Below are 25974 nucleotides of genomic sequence, written 5' to 3'. Positions count from 1 at the left end.
GAGAGGATGCCGGCGCCTCAGCGCGGCAGCCCGGGCCGGGCCGCACGGTCCGTCATGAGCGCGCGATAGCCATGCACCGCGTCGAGCAGGCCGCCGTGGCGCATGGCCGGAAAGGCGATGCGGCGGTACACGGCCTCGCCCGCGAACATCAGCGCGATCAGCAGCGGCGTGGCGAGGTTGGCGAAACTGGACCACGCCGCCACCGGCGCGAGCACGAACAGCAGGGTCGAGACGCCCGCCATGGCGGCGAAGAACAGGGTCCAGGCCTGGGTCACGCGCACGGTATAGCGCGCATGCGCCGCCGACAGCGTGCCATGGATGACCGTGGCGATCTGCGTGCAGAGCGGGGTCCGGCCGCGGCGCAGGCTGAGCGCGAACATCGCGCCCAGCGCGGCATTGGCGCCCACATGCTGCAGGTAGTAGGTCCAGCCGAAATGACTGGCCAGCGGTGCGCGCCAGAACCACAGCGCGGCGCATGCGGCCAGCAGCGCCAGCAGCGCCGGGACGCGACCCGCCAGGCGGCGGCAGGCGACGAAGCCGATCAGCAGGAACGGCGCCGCGCCAAGCGCCAGCGCGGTCACCTCGGCCCCCGGGTGATGGGCCGCGCGATGCAGCGCCGATTCGTAGACCACGAAACCCGCCACCGCGCCGATCCAGGCATGGCGCCGCCACGACGGGACTGCGGCGTCCGGCGCGGTCAAAGCCCCTGGGGCGGGCGGAGAAAAGCGGTCAACGGGCTGGCTCGAAGGCATCGGTGGGAGTTGGTGTGTTGCGTAAGTCGCTTAGCGCGGGCCGCGCCGGATAATGGCCCGGCGGCACGCGAAGCGAACGCTTTATACCCCAAAAGACCCTCAGGGCGCGATGATGATTCCCGAATAGGTGATTGATGTTGTTACTAAACTTCTCTCGACTGGCCCGGGAATGCCCCGTTTGATAGCATTCGGGTGCCCGACGTCCGCACCGGGATTTGAACTGCCCGGCACGGCCGGCGCAGCGGCGTTTCAGCCATTTTGCAACATGACCGAACTCGAAACCGAACTTGCCCGCCTGATCCTCGACGAACTCGACATCGCCGAACTGCGGCTGGAGGACATCGACGCCGCCACGCCGCTCTATGGGGAAGGCTTCGGGCTCGATTCCATCGACATCCTCGAGATCGCCCTGCTGGTATCGCGCAAGTACGGCGTCGAGCTGCGCTCGGACAACCCGGACAACAAGACCATCTTCACTTCACTGGGCAGCCTGGCCGCCTACCTGGCGGAACATCGCACGCGCTAGCCCGGTCACCATTTCCTTCAGCACGGACAGGACCACGACATGCCGCAGCAAGCCACGCCCGCGCCGGCGCTGGTGGCAGGCGGCGCCGAGCCTTCGGCCACCCACCTGGTGCTGATCCCCAGCTATAACCCCGGCGTGCGCCTGCACGAGGTGCTGCGCGGCGCGCGCGCGGCCTGGACTCCGGTATGGGTGGTGGTCGACGGCAGCACCGATGGCAGCACCGAGTGGCTGCAGGCGCAGGCCGCCGCCGATCCCGGGCTGCAGGTGCTGGTGCTGCCGAGCAACCAGGGCAAGGGCGCCGCGGTGCTGCATGGCATCGAGCGGGCCGAGGCGGCGGGTTACACCCATGTGCTGGTGATGGATTCCGACGGCCAGCATCCTGCGCAACTCATTCCGGACTTCATGGCGGTGTCGCGGCGCAATCCCAACGCGATGGTGCTGGGCCGCCCGCGCTTCGACGCCAGTGCCCCGCGCGAACGGGTCTACTGGCGGCGCATGTCGAATTTGTGGGTGGACGTGGAGACGCTGTGGGCCGGCATCGGCGATTCGCTGTTTGGCTTCCGCGTCTACCCGATCGCGCCGCTGCGTGCGGTGATGCAGGACAGCCGCTGGATGCGGCGCTTCGATTTCGATCCGGAGGTGGCCGTGCGGCTGTGCTGGCGCGGCGTGCGTCCGCTCAACCTGGACGCCCCGGTGCGCTACTTCGACCGGCGCGAGGGTGGGGTCTCGCACTTCCGCTACCTGCGCGACAACCTGCTGCTGACCGGCATGCACCTGCGCCTGCTGGCCGGCTTCGTGGTGCGCTTGCCGGCGCTGCTGTGGCGGCGCTTGCGCCGGTCTTCGGGCGGGCCCGCGTCAGGCCACACCACTTAGCTCGCAAGCAAAAGCATCCAGGCCGCACGCAGCGGCCTGGATGCTTTCTGGCGCCGTACCGGCTGTCACTTGCCCAGCTCGTGGCCGATCACGCCACCCACCACGGCGCCGCCGACGGTGCCGGCGGTGCTGCCGTCGGTCAGTTCATGCCCGGCGACACCGCCGGCTACCGCGCCCGCCGCCGTACAGCCGGCCAGCGCCATGCTTGCGCCTACCAGAAGCGCGCCTGCGAGTTTCCACATGATGGTCTCCGTTGCCGGGCCGGCCGCGCGACACCAGCGGCGCGGCCCTCATGCGTCCACTTTACGCTTGTGGCGCGGCGCGGCCCTTCCGTACGGCGCCGATTGCCCTGTAGGAATCGGACGACGGCGGGGTGGCGTGCGCGTGGCCCTCACGCCTTATCGCTGTGCTGGCGCAGCCGCTTGATCAGCGATGAGGTGTCGGCGCGGCCACAGCCCATCTGCTGCAGGTCGGCGTAGAACTGGTCCACCAGCGCGGTGACCGGCACGCTGGCGCCGTTGCGGCGGGCTTCGTCCAGGCACAGGCCAAGGTCCTTGCGCATCCAGTCCACCGCGAAGCCAAAGTCGAACTTGTTGTCGATCATGGTGGGGCCGCGATTCTCCAGCTGCCAGGAACCGGCCGCGCCCTTGCTGATGACGTCCAGCACCAGGCGCATGTCCAGGCCCGCGCGCTCGCCGAAGGCAATGGCCTCGGACAGGCCCTGGATCAGGCCGGCGATGCTGATCTGGTTGACCATCTTGGCCAGCTGCCCGGCACCGGATTCGCCGATGCGGGTCACGGCGCGCGCGTAGGCGGCGATGACCGGCTCGGCCCGCGCAAAGGCCTCGGCGTCGCCGCCGCACATGATGGTCAGGATGCCTTTTTCCGCGCCCACTTCGCCGCCCGAGACCGGGCCGTCGACAAAGTGCAGGCCGCGTTCGCCGGCCGCCGTGTAGAGCTCGCGCGCGACGTTGGCGCTGGCGGTAGTGTGGTCGACAAAGATGCAACCGCTGGGCGCGCCGAAGAAGGCGCCGTCGCGCCCGGTCAGCACCGCGCGCAGGTCGTCGTCGTTGCCGACGCAGGAGCAGGCCACCTGCGCATCGCGCACGGCCTGCGCGGGGGTGGCGGCGGATTTGCCGCCGAACCGGTCCACCCAGGCCTGGGCCCTGGCGGCGGTGCGGTTATAGACGGTGACCTCGTGGCCCCTGGCAACCAGGTGCCCGGCCATATGGAAACCCATGACGCCCAGTCCGAGGAATGCGACACGCATGCTGCTGCTCCGTTGCTTGTTTGATGTTCGGGATCGGTGAGGCGCGGCGGCGCCGGTCCCGCGAGTATACGAGGCGGCTGGCGACCCGGACAGATACAGAGGCGCGCGCCGCCGGGCATGACAGCGGGCCGGAGGCGCCGGCGGCAAAGGACCTGACAAGTCACGCAAATTCTCAGGCCAGGTCACAAGCGGGTCAGAACCCGCCTACGCCAGCATCCGTCCTTGTCCTATCCCTCGCGCCGCGCACGCTGCCTACATTGAACACAGGTTGCACCTCCGAAGGAGCCGACTCATGTCATTCGCGCTATACATCATCGGCCTGCTGGTTCTGGTGGGCGGCATTGCCTGGGGCCTGTCAACGGCCGGGCTGGCGCCGGTCTATATCGGCATTGCCTGCCTGATTGTGCTCGGCATCGGCATCATGGCCGCCGTTTCGCGTACCCGCACCAAGGATCCCTCCTGACGGCCGCGGGCCCGGCGCCGCGCCGGGCCCGCCCGCGTAGTCCGTCACGCCGCGCAAGGGCGGGCGCTGAAGATTGGCATGCCACGCCTGCTGGATCACCTGGGCGATCTGGTTGAACGCTTGCTTGGAAATCACCGCCTCTTCGCGCATCGCTTCCAGCGACAGCCTGCCCTTTCGCAGCGCGAACAGCATCAGCAGGCGCCGCTCCAGCGCCACGGTATAGGCGCCGAACTTGCCGCGCATGTCGGCCAGGCCTTCGGCGGCGGCGCGCGAGCGGTCTTCCAGCACGCCGTCGAGCACCGTCGCCATGCGCGCGCCGAACACCGGCGTCAGCATCGAGCGGTTGTAGCGGCGCAGCCGGTCCAGCACGGTCTGGCGGCAGATCAGCAATTCAAAGCGGTCGGCCAGCGCGCGCGCCAGCGGCCGGTCGAAGCCCAGCCGGCGATGCAGGAACAGCGCCACCTTGAAGCCCAGGTGATAGTCCAGGATATGCCGCGCGGCGCGGTTGTAGCCGATGCGCCCGTGTTCGCGCGCCGCGTCGATCATCTGCGCGGTGTTGCGCATCATCGCGTCGAGGTTGGCCACCGAGATCACGCCGTCGCCGTATTCGGGAATCAGCTCGCGCTCGCGCGTGGCCAGCGTGACCAGGCCGATGCTCAGGCGGTCGCGCTCGGACAGGGCCGTGTCGAAGTCGAATTCCGCCGAGCCCAGCTCGATGCCGTGCCGGTACTTCTGCGCCGCCTCGCGCGCGATCGCGGGTGGCAGGTCGAACGATTCGGCCACGCGCGCCAGCATCGCTTCGACTTCTTCGGTGGACAGGCGGATTGCCTGCAGCTGCAGCGCCCGCTCCTGCGGCGAAAGCTGGTCCAGGCCCAGCCGGTGGATCAGGCCCCGCAGCGTGGTGCCGTTGAGCAGCAGGCTGACCAGCACGAACCCGGTGGCCAGGATGGCGACGAAATGCCGCGTTTCATAGGGCAGGTCGCTGTTCTCGGCGATGCCCAGCGCCAGTACCAGCGTGACCGCGCCGCGCAGCCCGCCCCAGGCGATGGCCAGCTTGAAGGCGCCATCGATCGGCGCGCTCAGCCGCAGCCACGACAGCAGTGGCAGCAGCCCGAACAGCGTCACCAGGCGCGCCGCCAGCGCCGCGAGCACCAGCGCCAGCAACAGCCAGCCATGATGGCCGGTGACGCCCGCCAGCATCGAAGGCACGCGTACGGCGGCCAGCAGGAACACCACGGCGCCGGCAATCCCGGCGAACTGCTCCCACATCATGCGCAGGTGCCGCCAGTTGGGCGGCGCCAGCCGCGTGGGACCGAGCGCGCTGACCATCAGCCCGGCGCAGACCACCGCGACCACGCCCGATACGCCCAGCAATTGCTCGGCCAGCAGATAGAGCGGGTAGGGCAGCGCCAGGGTCAGCGCGCTTTCCGCCATGGCCAGCCCGGCCAGCCGGGGCAGCAGGTCGGACACCAGCCGGCCGGCCAGCGCGCCGCACAACACCCCGCCGGCAAAGGCCCACGCCAGTTCGCGCAGGCCCGCCGCCAGCGTTGCCTGCGCGCCATGACCCGTCAGCATGGCCACCAGCACGCCGACGATGGCGATCGCGGCGGCGTCGTTGAGCAGGCTTTCGCCTTCCACCAGCCGGATCAGCCGCGCCGGCGCGCCCACGTCGCGGAAGATCGCGATCACCGCGGCCGGATCGGTGGTGGCCACCACCGCCCCCAGCAGCAGGCACACCGCCAGCGGCATGCCGCTGGCCGCCGCGGTGGCCACGCCGATGACACCGGTGGCCACTACCACCGCTATCACCGCCAGCAGCAGGATCGGCGCCGCGTCGGGCAACATGCCGCGCACGTCGGCGGTCAGTGCGGCGTGGAACAGCAGCGGCGGCAGGAAAATCCACAGGTAGGCCTCGGGCGGCAAGGCCGGGTCGATCAGCGGATGCAGGAAGTGGCGGGCGAAGTCCGGGTGGGCGGCGTCGATGGCGACATAGCCGGCGCCGATGGCGATGCCGATGGCCGACAGCAGCGTGGATTCCGGCAGCACCAGCCGCGCCGCGGCCACCTGCACCACGGCGACGATGGCCAGCAGCACGCCGGCCAGGATCAGGATATCGACGATGATGCTCATGCGCCGGCCTCCGTGTCGGCCGCGGCGGGCAGTGGCGGGCTTGCCAGGCGCGCGCGCACGGCCGCCGCCAGCTCTGCCGCGGCCGGCGACAGGCTGCGGTTGCGCGCGGTAACCAGGCCGATCGAGCGCTCGGTGACCGGCGCGGTCAGCAGCCGTTCGACAATCCCGGGCTGGCGCACGGTGCCCGCGGCGATCTCCGGCAGCGCGGCCACGCCAAAGCCGCATTCGACCATGGCCGCGATGGTGGCCAGGCGTTCGGCCTCGAACACCGGCTGGAAGCGGATGCGGTTCTGCAGGAAGGCCCATTCCGCGTACTGGCGCACGCTGCTGGGATGGGTCATCGACACATGCGGCGCGTCGGCGGTATCCGCCCAGCGCAGCGGTCCGGGGCTGCGTGCCAGCGGGTGCGCCGACGGGATCAGCAGCACGAAGCGGTCCGACAGCAGCGGCTCATAGTGCAGGTCCGCCTGCTGCGGATCGGCGGCGGTCAGCGCGAAATCGACATCGCCGGCGCGGACCAGGTCGAAGGCCGGGCCGGACAGGGTGTCGAACACCTTCAGCGCCACTTCGGGGCGGGCCTGGTGGTAGGCCATTAGCACGCGCGGCAGCACCCGCGCCGCCAGCGAGGGCAGCGCGGCCACCGCCACCTGGCCGCGCTCGGCGCTGGCGATGCCGGTCACGGCGTCGATGGCGCCGCGGAACGCCGCCTGCAGCAGCGCGGCCTGCTGCATGAAGACCTGGCCCGCCGCGGTCAGGCGCACGGTGCGGGTGGTGCGGTCGAACAGGCGCACGCCTAGCGCTTCCTCGATGCGCAGGATTTGCGTGGACAGGGCGGATTGCGACAGGTGAAGCTGGCTGGCGGCCTGGCGGAAGTTCAGCGTGCGGCCCAGCACCAGCGTGGTCTCGATGTCGCGCATCGACAGGTTGATGTGCATGGCGGCGGTCCGGCACGCATGCGTGGCCGGACGGAAAGCGATTGATCTGGTTTGCAGATCATTTTATCCAGAAAATCGACTTCTTCTATCAAAGCGGGATCTCTACACTGGCGGGATGCCAGGACCAATCATGCCGAACCCCAGCCCCGCACCCCTGCCCACGCCATCGATACTGAGCCGGCCCGGCGCCGCCCATGCCGTAGTGGTGGGTGGCGGCACCATGGGCGCCGATGTCGCCGTGGTGCTGACCCGCGCGCTGTGCCGCACCACCATCGTCGAACCCGATGCCGGACGTGCCGGCGCGCTGCCCGCGCGGGTGCGCGCCAACCTCGCCGCGATCGGCCGCGAAGCGGGTGCGGAACGCCTCGCGGTGGCGGCGACGCTCGACGCCGTCGACTGGGCATCGGTCGACCTGGTGATCGAATGCATTCCCGAGGACCTGGCGCTGAAGCAGGTGCTGTTTGCCGAGCTGGTGGCGCGTGCGCGCCCGCATACGCTGCTGGCCAGCAACAGCTCCAGTTTCCCGATCAGCGCGATCGGCGCTGGCCTGGACACGCGTGCGCGCATGCTTGGCCTGCATTTCTTCATGCCGGCGCACCTGGTGCCGCTGGTGGAGGTGGTGATGGGCGATGCCAGCGACGAAAGTTGCGCGGACGCGCTGGCGGCCTTTATGCGCCGCTGCGGCATGGTGCCAGTGAAGGTACGCAAGGACCTGCCCGGCTTCCTCGCCAACCGGCTGCAGCATGCGCTGTCGCGCGAGGCCTTCAGCCTGATCGACCGTGGCATTGCCTCGCCCGAGGACGTCGATGCGGCCGTGCGCTTCGGCTTCGGCTTCCGCTTCCTGGCCGCAGGGCCGGTGCTGCAGCGCGACCACGCCGGCATCGACGTGCATGCGGCCGCCGGCGCCACCATGTACCCGACCTTCTGCAACGACGACCATCCCGCGCGCTGCCTGTCCGAGCGCGCCGCCGACGGCCGGCACGGCATGAAGCGCGGCGAGGGCTTCTATGCGTGGACGCCTGACACCATCGCCGCCGAGCGCGCGCGCTATGACCACCTGCTGCGCGCCGGCCTGGCGCTGATCGCGCCCGAACTGCCCGAGATCCAGCCATGACCCACACTCCATCCCAGGCCGCCCAGCCTGCCGCCCAGCGCGCCGCGCTGGCCGAATCGCCGCTGATCGTCACCGTGGCGCCCAACGGTGCCTACAAGCGCGCCAGCGACCATCCCGCGGTACCGCTGACCGCGGCGGCGCTGGCGGCGGAAGCGCGTGCCTGCCTCGATGCCGGCGCCGCCATGATGCACATGCACGTGCGCGACGCCGAGGGCCGCCATTCGCTCGATGTGCAGACCTACCGCGACGCGCTGGCGGCGGTCAGGCAGGCGGTCGGTGACGCGCTGCTGGTGCAGGTGACCAGCGAGGCCGCCGGCGTGTACCAGGCTGCCGAGCAGATGGCGATGGTGCGCGCATTGCGTCCCGAGGCGGTCTCGGTGGGCCTGCGCGAAGTGGCGGTGCCTGAGATCGCGGACAGCGAACTGGCGGCTTTCTTCGCCTGGCTGGCGCGCGAGCGCGTGATGACGCAGGTGATCTTGTATGACGCAGCCGACGTCCGGCGCTGGCAGCGCATGCGCGAGCGCGGCATGGTGCCGCCGGGCGCGTGGTCGGTGCTGTATGTGCTGGGACGCTATTCGGCGGGACAGGTGTCGTCGCCGCACGACCTGCTGCCATTCCTGCAGGCCGCGGCCGAGGGCGGCGAGGCGCTGCCGTGGGCCATCTGCGCGTTCGGGCGCGAGGAGAATGCCTGCGTGACGGCGGCCGCCGCGTTTGGCGGCCATGTGCGGGTGGGATTCGAGAACAACCTGCTGTTGCGCGACGGCAGCCTTGCGCCCGGCAACCATGCGCTGGTGGCGCAGGCGGTGCAGGGCGGGCTGACGCTGGGCCGGCCAATCGCGGATGCGGCCGATGCCCGCCGGATCTACGGCGAGTTGCGCTGAGGCGCGCGCGCGGGCAAGGCGCCGTCAGGCGCCGTCGGTGAAGCTGTCGCGCGGGGCGTTCGGGTTGTGGGCACCGTCGGCAAACGGGTTGCGCGCGCCGGTCGCGGTGTGTTCGCCGTCGGTAAAGCTGCTGCGGGTGCCGGTGGCGGTGTGGGCTCCGTCGGTGAACGGGCTGCGCGTGCTGGTGACGCTGCGCGCGCCGTCGCTGAACGGATCGGCGCTGCGTGGCGCGGCTTGCGCGGCGCCGGCAACGCCGGCAATAAGGGCGGTGGCGACAAAGACTTGCCTGAGTGCATGCATGGATCGCTTCTCCGTAAGGTTGCCGGCCCGGAATGGGCGGCGGTGTGGCTAGTCTAGGTGGCGGCTACCCACACGAGCATGACCGCAACATGACATTGCCGTCATCCGGCGCGCCGTAAGCGGCACCGCATCCACGCCGCAGGAGCTGTCGCCGGGCAAAGGCTGTAGAATCATGGCTGTCCGACCGGCCTGTGGTTCCATCGCCGGTTTTTCATTGCCCGCGGAATTGCAGCGGGCCTCTCACAAAAGTCATGTCCGAGTCTGATTCAGCCAAACTCGCTGCGGTGGCGTGGATCCGCGAGCAAATGGACCGTCATGCCCTGAGCCTCGACGATCTCGTCGAGGCCGGATGCTTCGACAACGTTCCGGAGGCGTCGGCAGGCGCCGGCGAGGCGGCGCCGTCGCCGGCCACGGCCGCGCCGAAGGCCGCGGGCGCGCGTCCGCTGTACCGCAATGCCCTTGGCCAGAGCTGGGACGGGCAGGGCGAGTATCCTGACTGGCTGCAGCGGGCGGTCAACGCCGGGCAGTCGATCGAATTCTTCCGCGTCGATTAAGTGTTTTGCCGGGCCCCGCGCTCAGCAGTGCGGGGGCACCAGTCGCAGGACGGGCAGCATGGGCAGGATGCCTGTGAATGCCGCCGACGTGGCCATGGGCGCCACATGCGCGCGGTGCACGAAGACCTCGGCGGGCAGTTCGCGCAGCATTTCCGCAGCCGCGGCAGTCTGCAAAGCGGTATCCGGGGCGATCTCCTCGGGAGCATCGGGCTCGCCCAGCTGCAACGGCGCGCCGCTGCCGGCCGGCTCGGCCATCACGCGGACCGCGCCGCCGCAACCCGCGCCGGCGCCGCCGTCGAGCGACGCTTCCGCTGCCAGCTTGGCCGCGACATGCCGGTCCGGCAGCGACAGGCCGGCCGCCTGCACCACGCCGGACACCCTGGCGTCCGCCGCCGTGGCGCCCGCGGCAGGCAGCGCGAGCAGGGCAAGAGACAGCAGCAAGGAGCTAGGCAGGCATTTCATCGCAGGGAAACCGGCAGAATGGAGGAAGATGCGCGGGCCAGTCGCGCAAGGGCGGTGAGCGCGCATTCTACCGGTGTTTTGCGCGGCCATGCCGTGGCATTGCGTTGGCATGGCGATGACATTTCTGCAATCTTTACCCATTTGCCGCCATCCTCGGCTAGCGTTACGCCATGGCGGCACTGGGCCGCCGGAAAGTGACTGAATCATGCGTATCCTGATTGTCGAGGACGAACCCAAGGCAGGCGACTACCTGCACAAGGGCCTGACCGAATCCGGCTTCGTGGTGGACCTGGCGCGCGACGGCGCGGACGGCCTGGCCCACGCGCGCGAGCATCCTTATGACCTGATCGTGCTGGACGTGATGCTGCCCGGGCTGGACGGCTGGGAGGTGCTGCGCGAGCTGCGCCGCGAGCGCGACACGCCGGTGCTGTTCCTGACCGCGCGCGACGAGCTGTCGGACCGCCTCAAGGGCCTTGAGCTCGGCGCGGACGACTACATGGTCAAGCCCTTTGCCTTTGCCGAGCTGGTGCTGCGCATCCGCACCATCCTGCGCCGCGGCCCGCTGCGCGAGAGCGAGTTCATCGAAGTGGCCGACCTGCAGATCGACGCCATCCGCCGCCGCGTGGTGCGCGCCGGCCAGAAGATCGACCTGACCTCCAAGGAGTTTGCGCTGCTGTACCTGCTGGCGCGCCGGCGCGGCGAGGTGCTGTCGCGCTCGCTGATCGCTTCGCAGGTGTGGGATGTCAATTTCGACAGCAACACCAATGTGGTCGACGTGTCGATCCGGCGCCTGCGCGCCAAGGTCGACGACCCGTTCCCGCGCAAGCTGATCCATACGCGCCGCGGCATGGGCTATGTGCTGGACGACGGCGATGACCGGGTGCAAGACGCATGATGCGGCTGCCGTCTTCGCTCACCACGCGGCTGGCGCTGGCATACGGCCTGGCCACGGCGGCAATCCTCGCCAGCGTGGCGGCGTACCTGTCGAGCGCGCTGTCGGCCCAGCTGGAAGGACGCGATGAAAGCGAACTGGTGGGCGAGGTGCTGCTGGTGCGCCACCTGCTGCGCGAGGTGCGCAGCGAAGCCGAGATCCGCGCCGATACCCACCGCTTTGCCGATATCGCGATGGGCCACGAAGGCCTGATCCTGGTGGTGCGCACGCGCCAGGGCGAGCCGCTGGTCACGCTGAACCCGCGCAACGAGACCCTGCCGCCGCTGCGCGTGCTGCCCGCCACCACGCAACCCGACAAGGCCATGCTGCAGACCTGGCGGCCGAAGAACGGCGTGCCGTCGCGCGGCATTGCCGCGCTGGGCCAGCTGGGCGATTCGGACAAGGCCGTGGAAATCGTGGTGCTGCGCGATGCCGGCTATCGCGTCGCGCTGATCCGCGAATATCGCCACCAGCTGCTGTGGGCCACGCTGTGCGGCGCGGCGGTGGCGGCCGGGCTGGGCTTTGCGCTGGCGCGGCGCGCGCTGCGGCCGCTGCGGCGCATGGCCGCCGACGCCGCCGCGGTGACCACCAGCCGCCTGGCCACGCGGCTCGACGTGGGCAGCGCGCCGGCGGAGTTGCGCGAGCTGGCGGCGGCGCTCAACGACATGCTGGCGCGGCTGCAGGACAGCTTTTCGCGGCTGTCCGAGTTTTCGGCCGACCTCGCCCATGACTTCCGCACGCCGATCAGCAACCTGATCGGCCAGACCCAGGTCACGCTGGCGCAAAGCCGCAAGACGGCCGAGTATGAAGCGCTGCTCGAGTCCAACCTGGAGGAATACGAGCGCCTGGCGCGGATGATCGAGAACATGCTGTTCCTGGCGCGCGCCGACCATGCACAGGTGGCGCTGGACGTGCGCACGCTGGACGCGCGCGAAGAGCTCGACAAGATGGCCGAGTACTTCGAAGCCGTGGCGGCGGACCGCGAGGTGGTGCTGTCGGTCACCGGCTCCGCCCCCGTACAGGCCGACCAGACGCTGCTGCGGCGCGCGGTGACCAACCTGCTGGACAATGCCCTGCGCCATGCTCCGGCGGGCAGCACGGTGCGGGTCGATGTCGCCCGCGCGCCCACCGCCACGGGCACCGGCACCGGCACCAGCATCCGCGTCAGCAACCCGGGCCCGGCGATTCCGCCGGAGACGCTGCCGCATATCTTCGGCCGCTTTTACCGCGCCGATCCGTCGCGGCGCAACTCGGCGGCGTCGACGGGGCTGGGGCTGGCCATCGTCGATACCATCATGCGGCTGCATGGCGGCAGCGTGACGGTGCGCAGCGTCGACGGACTGACCGTGTTCACGCTGCAGTTCCCGGCCGAGCCGGTGCCGATGCCTGCGGCTGCCGCCCCTGCCGCCGTCGCCTGAACCCGCACTTGCACTGGCCCGGCGCGCGCGCATAATGGCGCGCGTGCCGGCCGCGCTCGACCCGCAGCGCCCGGCCGGTCTCATGTCATGCAAACCGATGGACAACCAGGAGAGCAACATGCAGGTGCAACCCTATCTGGATTTCGGCGGCCGTTTCGACGAAGCCGTGGCCTTTTACGGCAAGGTGCTGGGGGCGCAGGTCACGTTTGCGATGCGCTACAAGGAGGCGCCGCAGGAGCAGGGCATGGCGGTGCCCGAGGACTGGAAAGACAAGGTGATGCACGCCAACCTGCAGATCGGCGAGAACCAGGTGATGGCTTCCGATGGCCGTCCGGGCGAACGCCCTGCGTTCAGTGGCTTCAGCCTGTCGGTGGGCGGAGTCGGCCGTGACGAAGGCCAGCGTATCTTCGAAGGGCTGAGCGAAGGCGGACAGGTGGTGGTGCCATACCAGAAGACCTTCTGGGCCGAAGGCTTCGGCATGCTGGTGGACCGTTTCGGCATGTCGTGGATGGTCAACTGCGAGCACTAGCGGCTCGCCGCGGCATGGCCGGCATCGCGACCGCCATGCCGCTTGACTCTGTAGCCACTACAGGGTCTTCAATGTCATCAGGTCAAACCAGCGGCAACAACAAGACATGGCTCGCACGTCACCTGAAGACGCTCTTCCTCACGATCACGCCACCCGGCACGACGGGCCACATGGCGCCTGTCATGGGCATGATCACGCCCATGCCCATGCCCATGCCCATGCTCATGCTCCTGACCCGGCGCCTGCCGCGTGCTGCGGCGGCGGCTGCGCGTCCACCGTCGCGCTGACGGAGCGGGCACGGGTCGAGGTTCCTGCCGGCGCCAGCACCGCGGCCTGGCGCATCGACGCCATGGACTGCCCGACCGAGGAAACGCTGATCCGCAACAAGCTGGGCGGCATGGCCGGCATCGCCGCGCTCGAATTCAACCTGATCCAGCGCGTGCTGACGGTGCACCATACGCTGCCGTCGGCGGAGCCGGTGGCCAGGGCCATCGAAAGCCTGGGCATGCGGCCGGTGCCGCTTGGCGCCGAAGCGGCGCAGCAAGTGCTGCCCGAAACCGCCGGACGCAAGCCGTGGTGGCCGCTGGCGATGGCCGGTGTCGCCGCGCTGGGGGCCGAGGCGACGGAATGGCTGGGCCTGGGTTTGCCGTGGCTGCCGGCGGTGCTGGCACTTGCCGCGGTCGCGCTGGGCGGGCTGATCACCTACCGCAAGGGCTGGATCGCGCTGCGCAACGCCAACCTGAACATCAACGCGCTGATGAGCATCGCCGTCACCGGCGCGCTGCTGCTGCGCCAGTGGCCGGAAGCGGCGATGGTCATGGTGCTGTTCGCGCTGGCCGAGCGCATCGAGGCGACGTCGCTGGACCGGGCCCGCAATGCCATCCGCGGCCTGATGGCGATGGCGCCGGAACAAGCCACGGTGCGCCGCGCCGATGGCAGATGGGAGACCGTGCCGGCCGCCGGCGTGGCCGTCGGCACGCTGGTGCGCCTGCGCCCGGGCGAGCGCGTGGCCCTTGACGGCAAGGTCGTGCGCGGCCAGTCGGCGCTGGACCAGGCGCCCATCACCGGCGAAAGCGTGCCGGTCGACAAGGCCGAAGGGGATGCGCTATACGCGGGCTCGATCAACCAGTCCGGCGAGCTGGAGTACACCGTGACCGCGCCGGCCAGCGATTCGACGCTGGCGCGCATCATCCACGCGGTGGAAGCCGCGCAGGGCAGCCGCGCGCCCACGCAGCGCTTTGTCGACCAGTTCGCGCGCATCTACACGCCCACGGTGTTCGCGATCGCGCTGGCGGTGGCAGTGGTGCCCCCGCTGGTGGCCGGCGGCGGCTGGGTGGACTGGATCTACAAGGCGCTGGTGCTGCTGGTGATCGCGTGCCCGTGCGCGCTGGTGATTTCCACCCCGGTCACCATCGTCAGCGGGCTGGCCGCGGCCGCGCGGCGCGGCATCCTGGTCAAGGGCGGGGTCTACCTGGAGCAGGGCCGCGAACTGGCCTGGGTGGCGCTGGACAAGACCGGCACCATCACGCACGGCAAGCCCGCGCAGACCGACCATGCGCTGCTTGCCGACGATGTCCCGCACGCGCGCGCCATTGCCGCCAGCCTGGCGGCGCGCTCCGACCACCCGGTTTCGCGCGCGGTGGCCGCGGCGGCGCGGGCCGACGGGATCGACACGCTGCCGGTGGAGGCGTTCGAGGCGCTGGCGGGGCGCGGCACGCGCGGCACGGTGCAGGGCGTGGAATACCGGCTTGGCAACCACCGGCTGGTGCATGAGATGGGCGCGTGCTCGCCGGCGCTGGAAGCGCGGCTGGAAGCGCTGGAGCGCGAGGGCAAGACTGTGGTGCTGCTGGCGCGGGTCAATGACCAGGGCGCGGCCACGGCGCTGGCGCTGTTCGCGGTGGCCGACACCGTGCGCGACACCAGCCGCCAGGCGATTGCCGAACTGCATGCGCTGGGCGTCAAGACGCTGATGCTGTCCGGCGATAACCCGCACACCGCGCAGGCGATCGCGGCGCAGGTCGGCATCGACGAAGCGCGCGGCAATCAGCTGCCGCAGGACAAGGCCGATGCCATTGCCGCGCTGGCCGGCGCGGCCCACGCCCGCGGCGGCCGCATCGGCATGGTCGGCGACGGCATCAACGACGCCCCGGCGCTGGCGCGTGCCGATGTCGGCTTCGCCATGGGCGCCGCAGGCACCGACACCGCCATCGAGACCGCCGACGTGGCGCTGATGGACGACGACCTGCGCAAGATCCCGGCGTTCGTGCGGCTGTCGCGCCGCACCGCCACCATCCTCAGGCAGAACATCGCGCTGGCGCTGGGCATCAAGGCGGTGTTCCTGGTGCTGACGGTGCTGGGGATGGGCACGATGTGGATGGCAGTGTTCGCCGACATGGGGGCGAGCCTGCTGGTGGTGTTCAACGGGCTGCGGGTGGGGGCGCGGCGCGGGGGGTGATCCTTGCTGACGGTTTGCTTCCCTCCCGCAAGCGAGAGAAGGAGTACCCCATAGCTTGGTGCGACCGCTCGTCAGCCGGGTGACGGCTGCACGATCAACTCCCCGCTGCGCCCCGGAATCTCCCCCCACGTCACCGGCAGGCGCGGCAGTGTCGCGCAGTCCAGCCCGCGATACCACGTGCCCATCGACACCAGCTCGTGCCCCTGCGCACGCCAGCCCGCCAGCAGCCGTTCGAACACGGGCGCCAGCTTGCCGCCTTCCAGTTCGGCATGCAGCGTGAACACATGGTCGCGCGTGCCTTCGGTCAGCTTCAGCAGCGCCGTGTGGACGATGTCCTCGGTCAGGCCGTCGGTGCCGATCAGCTCATCCAGCGTCGGCAGCGTGGTCGGCATCTGCACGTGCCGGCACGGCACGCCGCCGATGGTGGGGACATAGGGCCCGTTGCCGCGGCCGTCGGACGCGTACGCCATGCCCCAGATATCGATCTGGCGGAACGCGGCCTCGTTCATCTGCCAGCCGGCTGCGCCGTGCGTGGCCGGGGGCTCGCCGAAGATCTCGCGAAAGCGCGCGAAGGCGCGCTGCATCTGGTCGCGGGTCCAGGCGGCATCGCGCCCGCGCACATTGTCCTGCCAGTAGACGTGGTCCCAGGTGTGGATGCCGCATTCATGGCCGGCGCTGCGCGCCGCGCGCATCTCGGCGGCACCCTTGCGGCCGATGTCCGGGCCGGGCAGCAGCACGCCGTACATCAGCGTGCGCAAGCCGTAGTTCGACACCACCGAGGTGCGCGACACCTTCTGCAGGAAGCCGCGGCGGAACACGCGCCGCAGCGCCCAGCCGGTATGGTCCGGGCCCAGGCTGAACAGGAAGGTGGCCTGTGCCTGCGCGGCCGCCAGCATCGACAGCAACCGGGGCACGCCTTCGCGGGTGCCGCGCAGCGTGTCGACGTCTACCTTCAGGGCAATGCGTGCCATGTCCGTTGCGCGCTCAGTTGCCGGAACCGACCAGGGTACGGGCCTCGACCACCTTGCTCCGGTACGCCTCGAAGATGCGGCGCAGCGCCGCTTCCATGCCGATCTCCGGGCGCCAGCCCAGTTCCTCGATGGTGTTGTCGATCTTCGGCACGCGGTGCTGCACGTCCTGGTAGCCCTTGCCGTAGAAGTCGCCCGACGAGGTCTCGACGATTTTGGTGAGGCGCGCCTGCTGCGCGTACTCCGGGTAGTCGGCGGCCATCTTCAGCATCATCTCGGCCAGCTCGCGCACCGAGTGGATATTGCCGGGGTTGCCGATGTTGTAGATCTTGCCGCTGGCCACGCCGCCCGGGTTCTCGATGATGCGCATCAGCGCGCTGATGCCGTCGGCGATGTCGGCGAAGGCGCGTTGCTGCGCGCCGCCGTCGACCAGTTTGATCGGTTCGCCGCGCACGATGTGGCCGAGGAACTGCGTCACCACGCGCGACGAGCCTTCCTTCGATTCGAAGATCGAGTCCAGCCCCGCGCCGATCCAGTTGAAGGGGCGGAACAGCGTGTAGTTCAGGCCCTGTTCCATGCCGTAGGCGTGGATCACGCGGTCCATCAGCTGCTTGGAGCAGGCATAGATCCAGCGCGGCTTGTTGATCGGGCCGTAGACCAGCGGCGAGGCGTCGGGGTCGAACTCCTCGTCGCTGCACATGCCGTAGACCTCGGAGGTCGACGGGAACACCAGGTGCTTGCCGTACTTGACCGCGGCGCGCACGATCGGCAGGTTGGCTTCGAAGTCGAGCTCGAACACGCGCAGCGGCTGGCGCACGTAGGTGGCCGGGGTGGCGATGGCCACCAGCGGCAGCACCACGTCGCACTTGCGGATGTTGTACTCGATCCACTCCTTGTTGATGGTGATGTCGCCCTCGAAGAAGTGCATGCGCGGATGCTCGACGAGATCGCCGAGGCGGTCCGTGTTCATGTCCATGCCGTAGACTTCCCACGACGTGGTTTCCAGGATGCGGCGCGTCAGGTGGTGGCCGATGAAGCCGTTGACGCCAAGAATCAGGACCTTTTTCATCGGTTTTCCTCGTTGGACTGTTCGGTATGGAGATGTCCGGCAAGCGCCTGCGGCGTGACGGCCGTGCCATCCTGTGCCAGCAGTTGCGTGACGATGATGAGACCGCCGTCGCCGCACACGCCGACCACCTGGCCGTCGCGCACCTGCAGGCCGGCTGGCGTGCCGGCGGGCATCGGCGCCGCACCCGGCAGCGGTCGGCGCGCCTGCGCCACGATGAAGCGCTGTCCGGCAAGTTCCGTGAAAGCGCCGGGATAGGGCGGCGCGACCGCGCGGATCAGGTTGTAGACCTCGGCGGCGGGGCGGTTCCAGTCGATGCGGCCGTCCTCGGGCTTGCGCCCCGAGTAGTAGCTGCCTTCGGCCAGCCGGTTCGGACGGCGCGGCGTCTGTCCCGCCATCATCGCGGGCAGGGCGCGCCACAGCGTCTGCTCGGCCGCCACGGTGACCTTCTCGAACACCTCCCCGGCGGTATCGTCAGGCAGGATCGGCACGGCGGTCTGGTCGACGATATCGCCCGCGTCGGGCCTGGCTTCCATCACGTGCAGCGTGGCGCCGGTCTCGGTCTCGCCGTGCAGCACCGCCCAGTTGACCGGCACGCGGCCGCGGTATTTCGGCAGCAGCGAGCCATGCATGTTGAACGCGCCCCCCGGTGCCAGCGCCAGCACGCCGGCGGGGATCATGGCGCGATAGTAGAACGAGAAGATGACATCCGGGCGTGCGTCGCGCACCGCCTGTTCGACAGAGGGATCGGCCGGGTCCTCGCCAAAGATGAAGGGGACGCCCAGTTCGGTGGCGGTGTCGGCCACGCGGCGGAACCAGATGTTCTCGTCGGGCCGGTCGCGGTGCGTGATCACCAGCGCCACGTCCACGCCGCGCGCATGCAGCACGCGCAGGCAGCGGTCGCCGACATTGTGGTAGGCAAAGACTACGGCGCGCATCATGACTCCACGCCGGTGCGGACCGGGTCGGCTTCCAGCACGGCCTTGATGCGGTAGCGCGGGCGGTCGCGCACTTCCTGGTAGATGCGGCCGACGTATTCGCCCAGCAGGCCCACGCCGAACAGCAGGATGCCGATCAGGAAGAAATTCATGGCGAACAGCGTGAACACCCCCTGCACTTCGGAGCCCAGCACGAAGCGCCGCACCAGCAGCACCACGAACAGCACCCCGGACAGCAGCGAGAGCACGGTGCCGATGGCCGAGAACCACTGCAAAGGCACGATCGAGAAGCCGGTGACCAGGTCGAAGTTCAGGCGGATCAGCTGGTACACCGAGTACTTCGATTCGCCCGCGTGGCGCTGCTCGTGGCCGACCTCGATCTCGACCGGGTTCGAGGCAAAGGTGTACGCCAGCGCCGGAATGAAGGTGTTGACCTCGCGGCACGCGTTGATGGTGTCGATCACGTTGCGGTCATAGGCGCGCAGCATGCAGCCCTGGTCCGTCATGCGGATCTTGGTGATGCGCTCGCGCAGCCCGTTCATCGCGCGCGAGGCATAACGGCGGAACGCCGTGTCGTTGCGCTGGCGGCGGATGGTGCCGACATAGTCGTGGCCGGCGCGCATGGTCTCGACCAGCCGCGGGATTTCCTCGGGCGGGTTTTGCAGGTCGGCGTCCAGCGTGATCACGATCTTGCCGCGGGTGTGCTCGAAGCCCGCCAGGATCGCCATGTGCTGGCCGAAGTTGCCGTTGAACAGCACCACCCGGGTCACGTCCGGGCGCTTGTGGAATTGCGCCGCCAGCAGCTGCGCCGAGCGGTCGACGCTGCCGTCGTTGATGAAGATGACCTCGTACGATTCACCGAGGCCATCCAGCGCCGGATAGAGGCGGTCGAACAGGGCTTGCAGCCCGTCTTCTTCGTTGTAGACCGGAATGACGACCGAGACCTCGACCGGGCTCATTGGGAAAGACGTTTGCATGTTTCGCTGAGGATTGCGCAGACCCGCTCTACGTCGGAGGCTTGCATCGCCGGGAACAGCGGCAGCGTGACGATGCCGCGCCCGATGCGCTCGGCGTGCGGCAGCATGCCTTCGCGCCAGCCGAGTGAGCGGTAGTAAGTGAAAAGATGGACCGGCGGGTAGTGCACGCCGGTGCCGATGCCGCGCTCGCGCATGGCTTCCATAAGCTTCTGCCGCGCCTGCGCCGGCCCGCCCTGCATGCGCTCGGTCGGCAGCACCACCTGGAACATGTGCCAGTTGGTAGTGGCCGCCTGCGGGTCCAGCGCTTGCGGCAGCTCGATGCCCATGGCCTGCAGGCCGCTGTCGGCGGCGCAGCGGAAATAGGTGTCGGCCAGTTCGGCGCGGCGGGCGGTGATGGCGTCGAGGCGCTCCAGCTGTGCCAGGCCGACCGCGGCGTTGACGTCGGTCAGGTTGAACTTGCCCCCCGGCTCTTCGACATCCATGCCGTCCATGCCGGTGCGGATCACGCCCTGCAGCCGCAGGCGCTCGGCGCGCGCGGCTTCCTCGGGCGTGTTCATTACCAGGCAGCCGCCTTCGATGGTGGTGATGTTCTTGTTTGCCTGGAAGCTGAAGCTGACCAGGTCGCCGAAGGCGCCGATGCGCTGGCCGCGCCAGCGCGAGTCGATCGCCTGGGCCGCGTCTTCGATCACGCGCAGCCCATGCCGGGTGGCGATGGCATAGAGGCGCTCCATGTCGACCGGCAGGCCCGACAGGTAGACCGGCATGATGGCGCGCGTGCGCGGCGTGATGGCGGCCTCGACCGCGTCGAGATCCAGGTTGCGCGTGCGCGGGTCGATGTCGACGAACACCGGCTTCGCGCCCACGGCCACCACCACGTTGGCGGTGGCGACCCACGTGATCGGCGTGGTGATGACCTCATCGCCGGGACCGATGCCGGCGATGCGCAGCGCGATCTCCATGGTGGCCGAGCCGTTGGCGAAGGTGCGCACCGGGCGCCCGCCGAACAGGTCCGACAGCGCGGCCTCGAAGGCCTGCATCTTCGGTCCGGATGTGATCCAGCCGGAGGCCAGCACCTTGCCGACCTCGGCAATGGTGGCGGCGTCGATATCGGGCCGGACAAAGGGCAGGAAGGGGGCAGCGGATGCAGTCATGGCGAGCAAGGGAGGCGGCAGCGGTCAGGCCTGGCGAAGGCGTGGACAGCCATCAGGAGCGGGCGATCAGGAAAACGCCCGCCAGTATCAGGAGGATGCCTGCCACGCGCAAGGGGCCGATGATCTCGCCGAACAGCCACCAGGCCGCCAGCGCGTTCACGACATAGCCCAGCGACAGCATCGGATAGGCGATCGACACATCCACACGCGACAGGCCCACGATCCATACGCCCACGCTGACCACGTACAGCGTGAGCCCGGCAAGCACCGGCCATTGCGTCAGCACGCGCAGCGCAGTGACCAGCAGCGTGCCCCGATCCAGCGTGATGGCGCCGACGGCGTTGACGCCGGCCTTGAGCAACAGCTGCGCCGCCGCATTGAGCAGCACGCCGGTCAGGATGAAAGCAAAAGTGGAAAGCGTCATGGCAAGGCGGTTGGCGGATTACTGTGCTTGCGTCTGTACCGGCTGTTCGGGCAGGGCGAAATTGGCGACCGCCACGCGCCGGCGGTCGCCGGCGATCTTGTGCATCGGCACGCCGCGCGCGGCCAGCGCGGCGTAGGTCTGGGGCGCCATGATCGCCACCGCGCGCTGGCCGTCCTGCCAGCGCGCGATGAACTGGTCGACGGTCGGGATCCACTTGTGCGGTTCCTGGTTGACGCCGAATTCGAGCTCGTCCGGATGCTCGACCAGGATCGTCGTGCGGCGCAGGTAAAACGGCAACGTGTGGTCCAGCAGCCGCACGCTGTACAGCGGCATGTCGGGCTTCAGCACGGCACGGATCGCCGGCGCCAGGTCCGCGCCGGAACTCGGCCGGCCCATGGCTTCGTGGGCCCGCAGCCCGACCGTGGCGCAGAGGAACATCGCCAGCGCATAGGCGACCACGCTGGGGAACACGCCGCGCGTGCGCAGCAGCCGGCGCGCCAGCAGCGCGCCGCCCAGCATCACGGCAAAGGCGATGGCGAGCCATTCGGCGAATTCACGATACACCGCATTGGGCGTGCCCGGCTTCTCCATCATGCCGACGAACGGGCTGGCGATCAGCCCGATCACGCCGAGCGCGATCATGGCATTGACCTGCCAGCGCCACGCGCGTTCCGTGGTGGTGTCCAGCGCCACCCCGGCGAGCAGCGCCAGCGCCGGGAAAACCGGCACGATGTAGCCCGGCAGCTTGGAGCCGGACAGGCTGAAGAAGATAAAGATCGCCACCGCCCACAGCCCGGCCAGCAATGCGGGCTGGAACGGCCGCGGCGCGTTGCCGCGCGCCACGCCGGCGCGCTCGCGCACCGCCTGCCACATCTGCGGAGCCAGGCCCAGCCATGGCAGGAAGCCGCCCAGCAGCAGGGGCACGAAGAACCAGATCGAGCCCTCGCGATGGTGCACGTTGGAGGTGTAGCGCTGCCAGTGCTCGTGGATGAAGAAGAAACGCAGGAACTCGGGATTGCGCTCGGAAATCAGCCAGAACCACGGCACCGTGACGGCCAGCAGCACCGCGATGCCGGCCAGCAAATGCAGGCGGCGCCACAGCTTCCAGTCGCGCGTTGCCAGTGTATAGACCACCAGCACCAGCCCCGGCAAGGCCAGCCCCACCAGCCCCTTGACCAGCACCGCCACGCCCATGGCCGCCCAGCAGGCCAGCATCCAGTTGCGCCGCGCGGCCGGCGTGGCGCCGGGATGCTGGGCCAGCAGCATGCAGGCGAGCACGCACGCCATGGCCCCGGAAAGCGTCATGTCCAGCGAATTGAAGTGCCCGGCGGCATTCCACATCGGCGCCGACACCAGCACCAGCCCGGTCAGCGCCGCCACGCGGCAGCCGTACCAGCGGGCCGCGGCCAGCATCGAAGCGCCGATGCCGAGTATGCCGGACAACGCCACGCACAGGCGCGCCTGCCAGTCGCCGACGTCAAACAGCGTGTACGCCAGCGCCGTCACCCACATGTGGAAGGGCGGCTTCTCGAAATACTTGAGTTCGTGGTAGCGAATCGTGACCCAGTCGCCGGTGGCGACCATCTCGCGGGCAATCTCGGCGTAGCGGCCTTCATCGGAGCGAAGCAGGTGGCGCATGTCCAGGGTACCGAACCAGACCAGCAGGATCAGCAGGCTGACCAGCATGACGGTGCTTGCGGCGGCTCCGACGGACGGCGCGGCAACCCGCGGGGTCGATGAACTACGCATGGATCTCCTGGAAAAGCGCGGGGGCAAGGTCCCGGACGCGGCGCGGTGAAGGCGAAGCCATCACAACGCAGAGCCAGGCCTGGCGGTGGACATGGGCCTCGGACGTCGGCGCCGACGCACTGCAGGTAAACCATGACCGCCAGGCGCCTGGGACGCCACAACCGCTGGAAAACGCGAGGCGCGCAATGGTAGCACGGCGGCCAGGTCACTCCGGCCCGACGCCAGAAGTGTCCGACGCGCCAGGTCCGCGACAGACGTAATGTATGGCACATTTCCAGCCAGGTGAACACTTGATGGCGTCTGGCACCGCCGTCGGCATGTCCGTCCGACCGCCGCAGGCGTGAAATGGCCGTTACACACGCAACAAAAACGCGATAATTGCGATGTCAGTCAGCCACCGGCGCAGCCGGCACTGATTCCGGGGGAAGCGGGACCATCAGACGGGGATCGATGTGAAGACAAAGGGTCAGCAGAGCCGGCGGGCCGGCCTGGTCGCAAGCACGGCAGTGACGGCCGCGCTGGCCGCGGCGCTATCGGCGCTTTCCGCGCTACAGCCGGCCAGCGCGCAGGGCATGGCGGTATTGCCGGGCACCGGCGGGGTCGCCCAGGCCGCGGCGAGCCAGGCGCAGGCCGCCGCCGCGGCGGTGCTGTGCAATGCGCCGTGGTTCCGCTCAGGGTCGCATGTGCAGATGGAAGGCGACGGCGTGATGCCGATGTCGATCCGCATGACCTTGCGCGATGTCGTGCGCAGCCCGACCGGGTGCCGTGCCCAGCTCGAGGTCAATTCCAAGTCGGCGCTGTCCGCGCTGATGGGGCCGCCCGTGATCACCAACCAGGTCCACGAGGTGGTGATCGAGCGCAGTGCGCCCGAGGCGCAGACCAGCATCGAGAGCCAGCATGCCATCATCAACGCGCGCGCCCGCTATGCCCGCATGTATGGCGAGGCGGCTTTCCACGGCAAGGGGGTGTTCAACTACGCCGGCCTGGACCTGCGCGAAGGCACCACGCTGGAGGGGGAAGTGTTCCGCTCCAGCGTCTCGCTGAAGGTCTTTCCGCTGGGATCCGATGAGGCTGTCAGCACCATGGACGCGCAGCGCGCGACCATCCATATCGGGTCGCGCCACGTAGGCAAGCTGCAAATGGTCGATACGCTGATGGGGCGCAAGGAATGCCAGCCGATTTCCTACGACAAGCGCACCTCGCTGGGGCCGCTGCTGATCGGCGGCGAACTGGTGCAGGTCGAACCGACCGTGATGCACGTCACTGACTGGTACTGCCCGGCCGAGGCCTTCGTACTGCGCACCGAGGTGCGCCAGGACGACAAGGTACAGCGCGTCGACGTCACCGCGCTGGAGCGCGATACGCAGGCGCCATAGTCGGCGCCATCGCCGGGGCCATGACCGCCTCGACCGCGAGCACACAAAAAAACCCGCCGAGGCGGGTTTTTCTGTCCGGCGGCAGACGTGGTTCAGCTGGCAGCCGGTGCGGAAGCGGCTTTCTTCTTGCTGTTCTTGTTGCTCTTCTTCTTGGTGGCCTGCTTGGCGGGCTTCTTCTCGGCCCCCGGCGCGGAAGCGTCGGTCAGGTCGGTGCGGGTGCTCTTGTTCGCGCCCTGGCTGTACGGATCGAACTTGTCGCCGGACTTGGCGCCCTGGCTGTACGGGTCGAACTTCTCGCCGGACTTGGCACCCTGGGAATACGGATCGAACTGCTTCTTGCCGCCGGTTTGTGCCTGCACGGCCAGCGATGCGGCGCCAAGGCAGAGTGCGATCGCGGTCGCGACGAACTTGTTCATGGTTTCTCCTGAGATATGCCGCCGTCGGGCGGTCGAGTCGTTGGCCTGCCCTGTACAGGGCAGGCCCGGGCCAGTGTCGCCAACATCGTTCATGACTGTCAACTTGGGGCTTGCCCGGCGCGGTCCCTCATGGAAACCCTGAATTGCGGCGCGAGCGCGGTTGCGCTCCACGCCGCCGGTACGCTTTATTCGGTGACCGCGTCGGACGGATGCTTCCAGGCCGCGCGGACCTCGCCCGAAGGCGCCAGGGCCAGGTTGATGCCGCGGCTGCCGATGGGCTGCTGGAACCAGCGCTGCTGCAGCGCCACGACCTCGGGGCCGGCAAAGGTGGTGGCCAGGGTCTGGTCGACCAGGCGCTTCCATTCCGGATCGGCCTTGGACAGCATCAGTGCGTTCTGCTCGACGGAAAGGGCCGGTCCGACGATGACATATTGCGAGGGATCCTTGGCACGCGCGCGCAGGCCGGCCAGCAGCACGTCATCCATCACGAAGGCCTGGGCGCGGCCCGATTCCAGCAGCAGGAACGATTCGCCGTGGTCCTTGGCGTAGACATCGTGGTAGCCGTACTGACCCTTGAAGCGGCGCACGTGGCGGTCGCCGGTCGAGCCTGCGCTGGTGACCACCGTCTTGCCGCGCAGGTCGCCAAAGGAGCGGATGCCCGAGTCGGCCCGCACCAGCATGCGCACCGTCGACACATAGTGCGAGACGCTGAACGCGACCTGCTTCTGGCGCTCGAGCGAGTTGGTGTTGGGCGCGCAATCCAGGTCGACCAGCCCGTTCACCACGGCCGGGATGCGGTTCTGCGGCGTCAGCGGCATCCAGCGCACCTTCAGGTCCTTCAGGCCCAGCTTCTGGCGCGCCGCCTCCGCTGCGCGCAGGCACAGGTCGACGGCATACCCGGCCGGCTGGCCCTTGTCGTCGGCAAACGAGAACGGCAGCGCGGATTCGCGGTAGCCCAGCACGATGGTGCCGGCGTCGCGGATCTTGTCGAGCACCGGGCTTTGGGCGCGGGCTTGCGCCGGCGCCAGCATGGCGGCAGAGCCGGCGGCGAGAAGGAGTGCCGCGAACGAGCGGCGGGCGCGCGAAAGTCGGGCGGGCAGGGCAGGCAAGGCGAAGGCGGTCATGCGGGAGGAAACTGGAAAGCAGCCGGCAATCCGGCGAAGACGCTAGGGTATACCCCAGTCCGCGTCGGGCGAAGGATATTGTCGTCATAAGCAAATTCCGAGGATCGGCGCCGCGCCCCGCCGCATCGGTTGCATGGGTGAAACGCCAAACGGATGAGACCCGCGGCGGTGCTGGTGCGCCGGTTGCGCCAT

At 69.2% G+C, this 25974-nt stretch carries 26 protein-coding genes; 10 read left to right on the top strand and 16 right to left on the bottom strand.

What is annotated here, in order from left to right; genetic code table 11:
- Positions 1 to 17: 17 nt before the first annotated feature.
- Positions 18 to 752 carry a COG4648 family protein gene (locus tag RALTA_RS22700; protein WP_050976517.1) on the bottom strand — a complete coding sequence of 245 codons (735 nt, stop codon included), beginning with the start codon at positions 750 to 752 and terminating at the stop codon, positions 18 to 20.
- 265 nt (positions 753 to 1017) lie between these two features.
- Between RALTA_RS22700 and RALTA_RS22695 the strand changes: the two genes are divergently transcribed.
- Positions 1018 to 1278 carry a phosphopantetheine-binding protein gene (locus RALTA_RS22695; protein ID WP_012356283.1) on the top strand — a complete coding sequence of 87 codons (261 nt, stop codon included), beginning with the start codon at positions 1018 to 1020 and terminating at the stop codon, positions 1276 to 1278.
- 39 nt (positions 1279 to 1317) lie between these two features.
- A complete protein-coding gene (locus RALTA_RS22690) occupies positions 1318 to 2151 on the top strand; it encodes a glycosyltransferase family 2 protein (protein ID WP_012356282.1) in 834 nt (277 codons plus the stop codon).
- Between the two features lie 65 nt (positions 2152 to 2216).
- On the opposite strand, the gene RALTA_RS22685 is transcribed toward RALTA_RS22690, so the two are convergent.
- The 4 genes from RALTA_RS22685 to RALTA_RS22670 form a co-directional block, all read right to left on the bottom strand.
- Positions 2217 to 2393: a glycine zipper 2TM domain-containing protein gene (locus RALTA_RS22685; protein WP_018008619.1), complete on the bottom strand. Its 177-nt coding sequence runs from the start codon at positions 2391 to 2393 to the stop codon at positions 2217 to 2219.
- A 149-nt stretch (positions 2394 to 2542) separates the two neighbouring features.
- Positions 2543 to 3514 (bottom strand): NAD(P)-dependent oxidoreductase, encoded by a 972-nt coding sequence (locus RALTA_RS22680; protein ID WP_407637541.1) that lies wholly within the window; start codon positions 3512 to 3514, stop codon positions 2543 to 2545.
- 262 nt (positions 3515 to 3776) lie between these two features.
- Positions 3777 to 6014 (bottom strand): cation:proton antiporter, encoded by a 2238-nt coding sequence (locus RALTA_RS22675; RefSeq protein ID WP_012356278.1) that lies wholly within the window; start codon positions 6012 to 6014, stop codon positions 3777 to 3779.
- Positions 6011 to 6949: a LysR family transcriptional regulator gene (locus RALTA_RS22670; RefSeq protein WP_012356277.1), complete on the bottom strand. Its 939-nt coding sequence runs from the start codon at positions 6947 to 6949 to the stop codon at positions 6011 to 6013. Before RALTA_RS22670 ends, RALTA_RS22675 begins: the two co-directional genes overlap by 4 nt.
- 130 nt (positions 6950 to 7079) lie before the next feature.
- Between RALTA_RS22670 and RALTA_RS22665 the strand changes: the two genes are divergently transcribed.
- A complete protein-coding gene (locus tag RALTA_RS22665) occupies positions 7080 to 8063 on the top strand; it encodes a 3-hydroxyacyl-CoA dehydrogenase family protein (protein ID WP_012356276.1) in 984 nt (327 codons plus the stop codon).
- Positions 8060 to 8944 carry a BKACE family enzyme gene (locus RALTA_RS22660; RefSeq protein ID WP_012356275.1) on the top strand — a complete coding sequence of 295 codons (885 nt, stop codon included), beginning with the start codon at positions 8060 to 8062 and terminating at the stop codon, positions 8942 to 8944. The genes RALTA_RS22665 and RALTA_RS22660 overlap by 4 nt, the downstream gene beginning before the upstream one ends.
- A 24-nt stretch (positions 8945 to 8968) precedes the next feature.
- On the opposite strand, the gene RALTA_RS22655 is transcribed toward RALTA_RS22660, so the two are convergent.
- Complete coding sequence (locus RALTA_RS22655; protein WP_012356274.1) at positions 8969 to 9244, bottom strand: hypothetical protein; 276 nt, start codon at positions 9242 to 9244, stop codon at positions 8969 to 8971.
- Positions 9245 to 9495: 251 nt separating this feature from the next.
- On the opposite strand from RALTA_RS22655, the gene RALTA_RS22650 reads away from it, so the two are divergent.
- Complete coding sequence (locus RALTA_RS22650) at positions 9496 to 9798, top strand: H-NS family nucleoid-associated regulatory protein (RefSeq protein WP_025584949.1); 303 nt, start codon at positions 9496 to 9498, stop codon at positions 9796 to 9798.
- Positions 9799 to 9819: 21 nt separating this feature from the next.
- Here RALTA_RS22650 and RALTA_RS22645 read toward each other — a convergent pair whose 3' ends face one another.
- Complete coding sequence (locus RALTA_RS22645; RefSeq protein WP_012356272.1) at positions 9820 to 10239, bottom strand: hypothetical protein; 420 nt, start codon at positions 10237 to 10239, stop codon at positions 9820 to 9822.
- A 226-nt stretch (positions 10240 to 10465) separates the two neighbouring features.
- Between RALTA_RS22645 and RALTA_RS22640 the strand changes: the two genes are divergently transcribed.
- The 4 genes from RALTA_RS22640 to RALTA_RS22625 all read left to right on the top strand — a co-directional run bounded on the left by RALTA_RS22640 (position 10466) and on the right by RALTA_RS22625 (position 15593).
- Positions 10466 to 11155 carry a heavy metal response regulator transcription factor gene (locus RALTA_RS22640; protein ID WP_012356271.1) on the top strand — a complete coding sequence of 230 codons (690 nt, stop codon included), beginning with the start codon at positions 10466 to 10468 and terminating at the stop codon, positions 11153 to 11155.
- On the top strand, positions 11152 to 12609 hold the full coding sequence (locus tag RALTA_RS22635) for a heavy metal sensor histidine kinase (protein ID WP_012356270.1): 1458 nt from the start codon (positions 11152 to 11154) through the stop codon (positions 12607 to 12609). The genes RALTA_RS22640 and RALTA_RS22635 overlap by 4 nt, the downstream gene beginning before the upstream one ends.
- A 118-nt stretch (positions 12610 to 12727) precedes the next feature.
- Positions 12728 to 13138, top strand: coding sequence for a VOC family protein (locus RALTA_RS22630; RefSeq protein WP_025584954.1), 411 nt, complete (start codon positions 12728 to 12730; stop codon positions 13136 to 13138).
- Between the two features lie 349 nt (positions 13139 to 13487).
- On the top strand, positions 13488 to 15593 hold the full coding sequence (locus RALTA_RS22625) for a heavy metal translocating P-type ATPase (RefSeq protein WP_242405270.1): 2106 nt from the start codon (positions 13488 to 13490) through the stop codon (positions 15591 to 15593).
- A 71-nt stretch (positions 15594 to 15664) separates the two neighbouring features.
- Here RALTA_RS22625 and RALTA_RS22620 read toward each other — a convergent pair whose 3' ends face one another.
- The 7 genes from RALTA_RS22620 to RALTA_RS22590 are packed head-to-tail and all read right to left on the bottom strand — an operon-like array spanning position 15665 to position 22866.
- Positions 15665 to 16564 (bottom strand): polysaccharide deacetylase family protein, encoded by a 900-nt coding sequence (locus RALTA_RS22620; protein ID WP_012356267.1) that lies wholly within the window; start codon positions 16562 to 16564, stop codon positions 15665 to 15667.
- A 13-nt stretch (positions 16565 to 16577) separates the two neighbouring features.
- Entirely contained in the window at positions 16578 to 17630 is a 1053-nt protein-coding gene (locus tag RALTA_RS22615) for a bifunctional UDP-4-keto-pentose/UDP-xylose synthase (protein WP_012356266.1), read from the bottom strand.
- Entirely contained in the window at positions 17627 to 18565 is a 939-nt protein-coding gene (locus tag RALTA_RS22610; RefSeq protein WP_012356265.1) for a formyltransferase, read from the bottom strand. Before RALTA_RS22610 ends, RALTA_RS22615 begins: the two co-directional genes overlap by 4 nt.
- Complete coding sequence (locus RALTA_RS22605; RefSeq protein ID WP_025586747.1) at positions 18565 to 19542, bottom strand: glycosyltransferase; 978 nt, start codon at positions 19540 to 19542, stop codon at positions 18565 to 18567. Before RALTA_RS22605 ends, RALTA_RS22610 begins: the two co-directional genes overlap by 1 nt.
- Positions 19521 to 20693, bottom strand: coding sequence for a DegT/DnrJ/EryC1/StrS family aminotransferase (locus RALTA_RS22600; RefSeq protein ID WP_041232576.1), 1173 nt, complete (start codon positions 20691 to 20693; stop codon positions 19521 to 19523). The genes RALTA_RS22605 and RALTA_RS22600 overlap by 22 nt, the downstream gene beginning before the upstream one ends.
- A 52-nt stretch (positions 20694 to 20745) precedes the next feature.
- Complete coding sequence (locus RALTA_RS22595; RefSeq protein WP_012356262.1) at positions 20746 to 21117, bottom strand: DMT family transporter; 372 nt, start codon at positions 21115 to 21117, stop codon at positions 20746 to 20748.
- An 18-nt stretch (positions 21118 to 21135) separates the two neighbouring features.
- The gene (locus RALTA_RS22590) at positions 21136 to 22866 is read right to left on the bottom strand and encodes a glycosyltransferase family 39 protein (RefSeq protein ID WP_041232575.1); all 1731 of its coding nucleotides are present in this window, start codon (positions 22864 to 22866) and stop codon (positions 21136 to 21138) included.
- Positions 22867 to 23318: 452 nt separating this feature from the next.
- Here RALTA_RS22590 and RALTA_RS22585 point away from each other — a divergent pair, with 452 nt between their 5' ends.
- A complete protein-coding gene (locus RALTA_RS22585) occupies positions 23319 to 24242 on the top strand; it encodes a hypothetical protein (protein WP_041232574.1) in 924 nt (307 codons plus the stop codon).
- A gap of 92 nt (positions 24243 to 24334) precedes the next feature.
- Here the strand turns inward: RALTA_RS22585 and RALTA_RS22580 are convergent, their stop codons facing one another.
- Together RALTA_RS22580 and RALTA_RS22575 are read right to left on the bottom strand one after the other, a co-directional pair.
- Positions 24335 to 24658, bottom strand: a complete 324-nt coding sequence (locus RALTA_RS22580) for a hypothetical protein (RefSeq protein WP_012356258.1) — start codon at positions 24656 to 24658, stop codon at positions 24335 to 24337.
- A gap of 185 nt (positions 24659 to 24843) precedes the next feature.
- Positions 24844 to 25782: an amino acid ABC transporter substrate-binding protein gene (locus tag RALTA_RS22575; protein ID WP_041232573.1), complete on the bottom strand. Its 939-nt coding sequence runs from the start codon at positions 25780 to 25782 to the stop codon at positions 24844 to 24846.
- Positions 25783 to 25974: the final 192 nt, after the last annotated feature.

Origin of the sequence: Cupriavidus taiwanensis LMG 19424, assembly GCF_000069785.1 — a bacterium.
In the GTDB taxonomy this organism is placed as follows: Bacteria; Pseudomonadota; Gammaproteobacteria; order Burkholderiales; family Burkholderiaceae; genus Cupriavidus; species Cupriavidus taiwanensis.
The sequence above is the reverse complement of the archived record's forward strand: the minus strand, read 5'-3'. Positions and strand labels throughout refer to the sequence as shown.

Bases quoted from the DNA above. Each gene is read 5' to 3' on its own strand.
- RALTA_RS22595 (WP_012356262.1), bottom strand. From the start codon at position 21,117: ATGACGCTTTCCACTTTTGCTTTCATCCTGACCGGCGTGCTGCTCAAT.
- RALTA_RS22615 (WP_012356266.1), bottom strand. From the start codon at position 17,630: ATGAAAAAGGTCCTGATTCTTGGCGTCAACGGCTTCATCGGCCACCAC.
- RALTA_RS22620 (WP_012356267.1), bottom strand. From the start codon at position 16,564: ATGGCACGCATTGCCCTGAAGGTAGACGTCGACACGCTGCGCGGCACC.
- RALTA_RS22600 (WP_041232576.1), bottom strand. From the start codon at position 20,693: ATGACTGCATCCGCTGCCCCCTTCCTGCCCTTTGTCCGGCCCGATATC.
- RALTA_RS22650 (WP_025584949.1), top strand. From the start codon at position 9,496: ATGTCCGAGTCTGATTCAGCCAAACTCGCTGCGGTGGCGTGGATCCGC.
- RALTA_RS22655 (WP_012356274.1), bottom strand. From the start codon at position 9,244: ATGCATGCACTCAGGCAAGTCTTTGTCGCCACCGCCCTTATTGCCGGC.
- RALTA_RS22575 (WP_041232573.1), bottom strand. From the start codon at position 25,782: ATGACCGCCTTCGCCTTGCCTGCCCTGCCCGCCCGACTTTCGCGCGCC.
- RALTA_RS22695 (WP_012356283.1), top strand. From the start codon at position 1,018: ATGACCGAACTCGAAACCGAACTTGCCCGCCTGATCCTCGACGAACTC.
- RALTA_RS22665 (WP_012356276.1), top strand. From the start codon at position 7,080: ATGCCGAACCCCAGCCCCGCACCCCTGCCCACGCCATCGATACTGAGC.
- RALTA_RS22630 (WP_025584954.1), top strand. From the start codon at position 12,728: ATGCAGGTGCAACCCTATCTGGATTTCGGCGGCCGTTTCGACGAAGCC.
- RALTA_RS22580 (WP_012356258.1), bottom strand. From the start codon at position 24,658: ATGAACAAGTTCGTCGCGACCGCGATCGCACTCTGCCTTGGCGCCGCA.
- RALTA_RS22660 (WP_012356275.1), top strand. From the start codon at position 8,060: ATGACCCACACTCCATCCCAGGCCGCCCAGCCTGCCGCCCAGCGCGCC.
- RALTA_RS22610 (WP_012356265.1), bottom strand. From the start codon at position 18,565: ATGCGCGCCGTAGTCTTTGCCTACCACAATGTCGGCGACCGCTGCCTG.
- RALTA_RS22670 (WP_012356277.1), bottom strand. From the start codon at position 6,949: ATGCACATCAACCTGTCGATGCGCGACATCGAGACCACGCTGGTGCTG.
- RALTA_RS22685 (WP_018008619.1), bottom strand. From the start codon at position 2,393: ATGTGGAAACTCGCAGGCGCGCTTCTGGTAGGCGCAAGCATGGCGCTG.
- RALTA_RS22700 (WP_050976517.1), bottom strand. From the start codon at position 752: ATGCCTTCGAGCCAGCCCGTTGACCGCTTTTCTCCGCCCGCCCCAGGG.
- RALTA_RS22640 (WP_012356271.1), top strand. From the start codon at position 10,466: ATGCGTATCCTGATTGTCGAGGACGAACCCAAGGCAGGCGACTACCTG.
- RALTA_RS22690 (WP_012356282.1), top strand. From the start codon at position 1,318: ATGCCGCAGCAAGCCACGCCCGCGCCGGCGCTGGTGGCAGGCGGCGCC.
- RALTA_RS22590 (WP_041232575.1), bottom strand. From the start codon at position 22,866: ATGCGTAGTTCATCGACCCCGCGGGTTGCCGCGCCGTCCGTCGGAGCC.
- RALTA_RS22675 (WP_012356278.1), bottom strand. From the start codon at position 6,014: ATGAGCATCATCGTCGATATCCTGATCCTGGCCGGCGTGCTGCTGGCC.
- RALTA_RS22635 (WP_012356270.1), top strand. From the start codon at position 11,152: ATGATGCGGCTGCCGTCTTCGCTCACCACGCGGCTGGCGCTGGCATAC.
- RALTA_RS22605 (WP_025586747.1), bottom strand. From the start codon at position 19,542: ATGCAAACGTCTTTCCCAATGAGCCCGGTCGAGGTCTCGGTCGTCATT.
- RALTA_RS22625 (WP_242405270.1), top strand. From the start codon at position 13,488: ATGGACTGCCCGACCGAGGAAACGCTGATCCGCAACAAGCTGGGCGGC.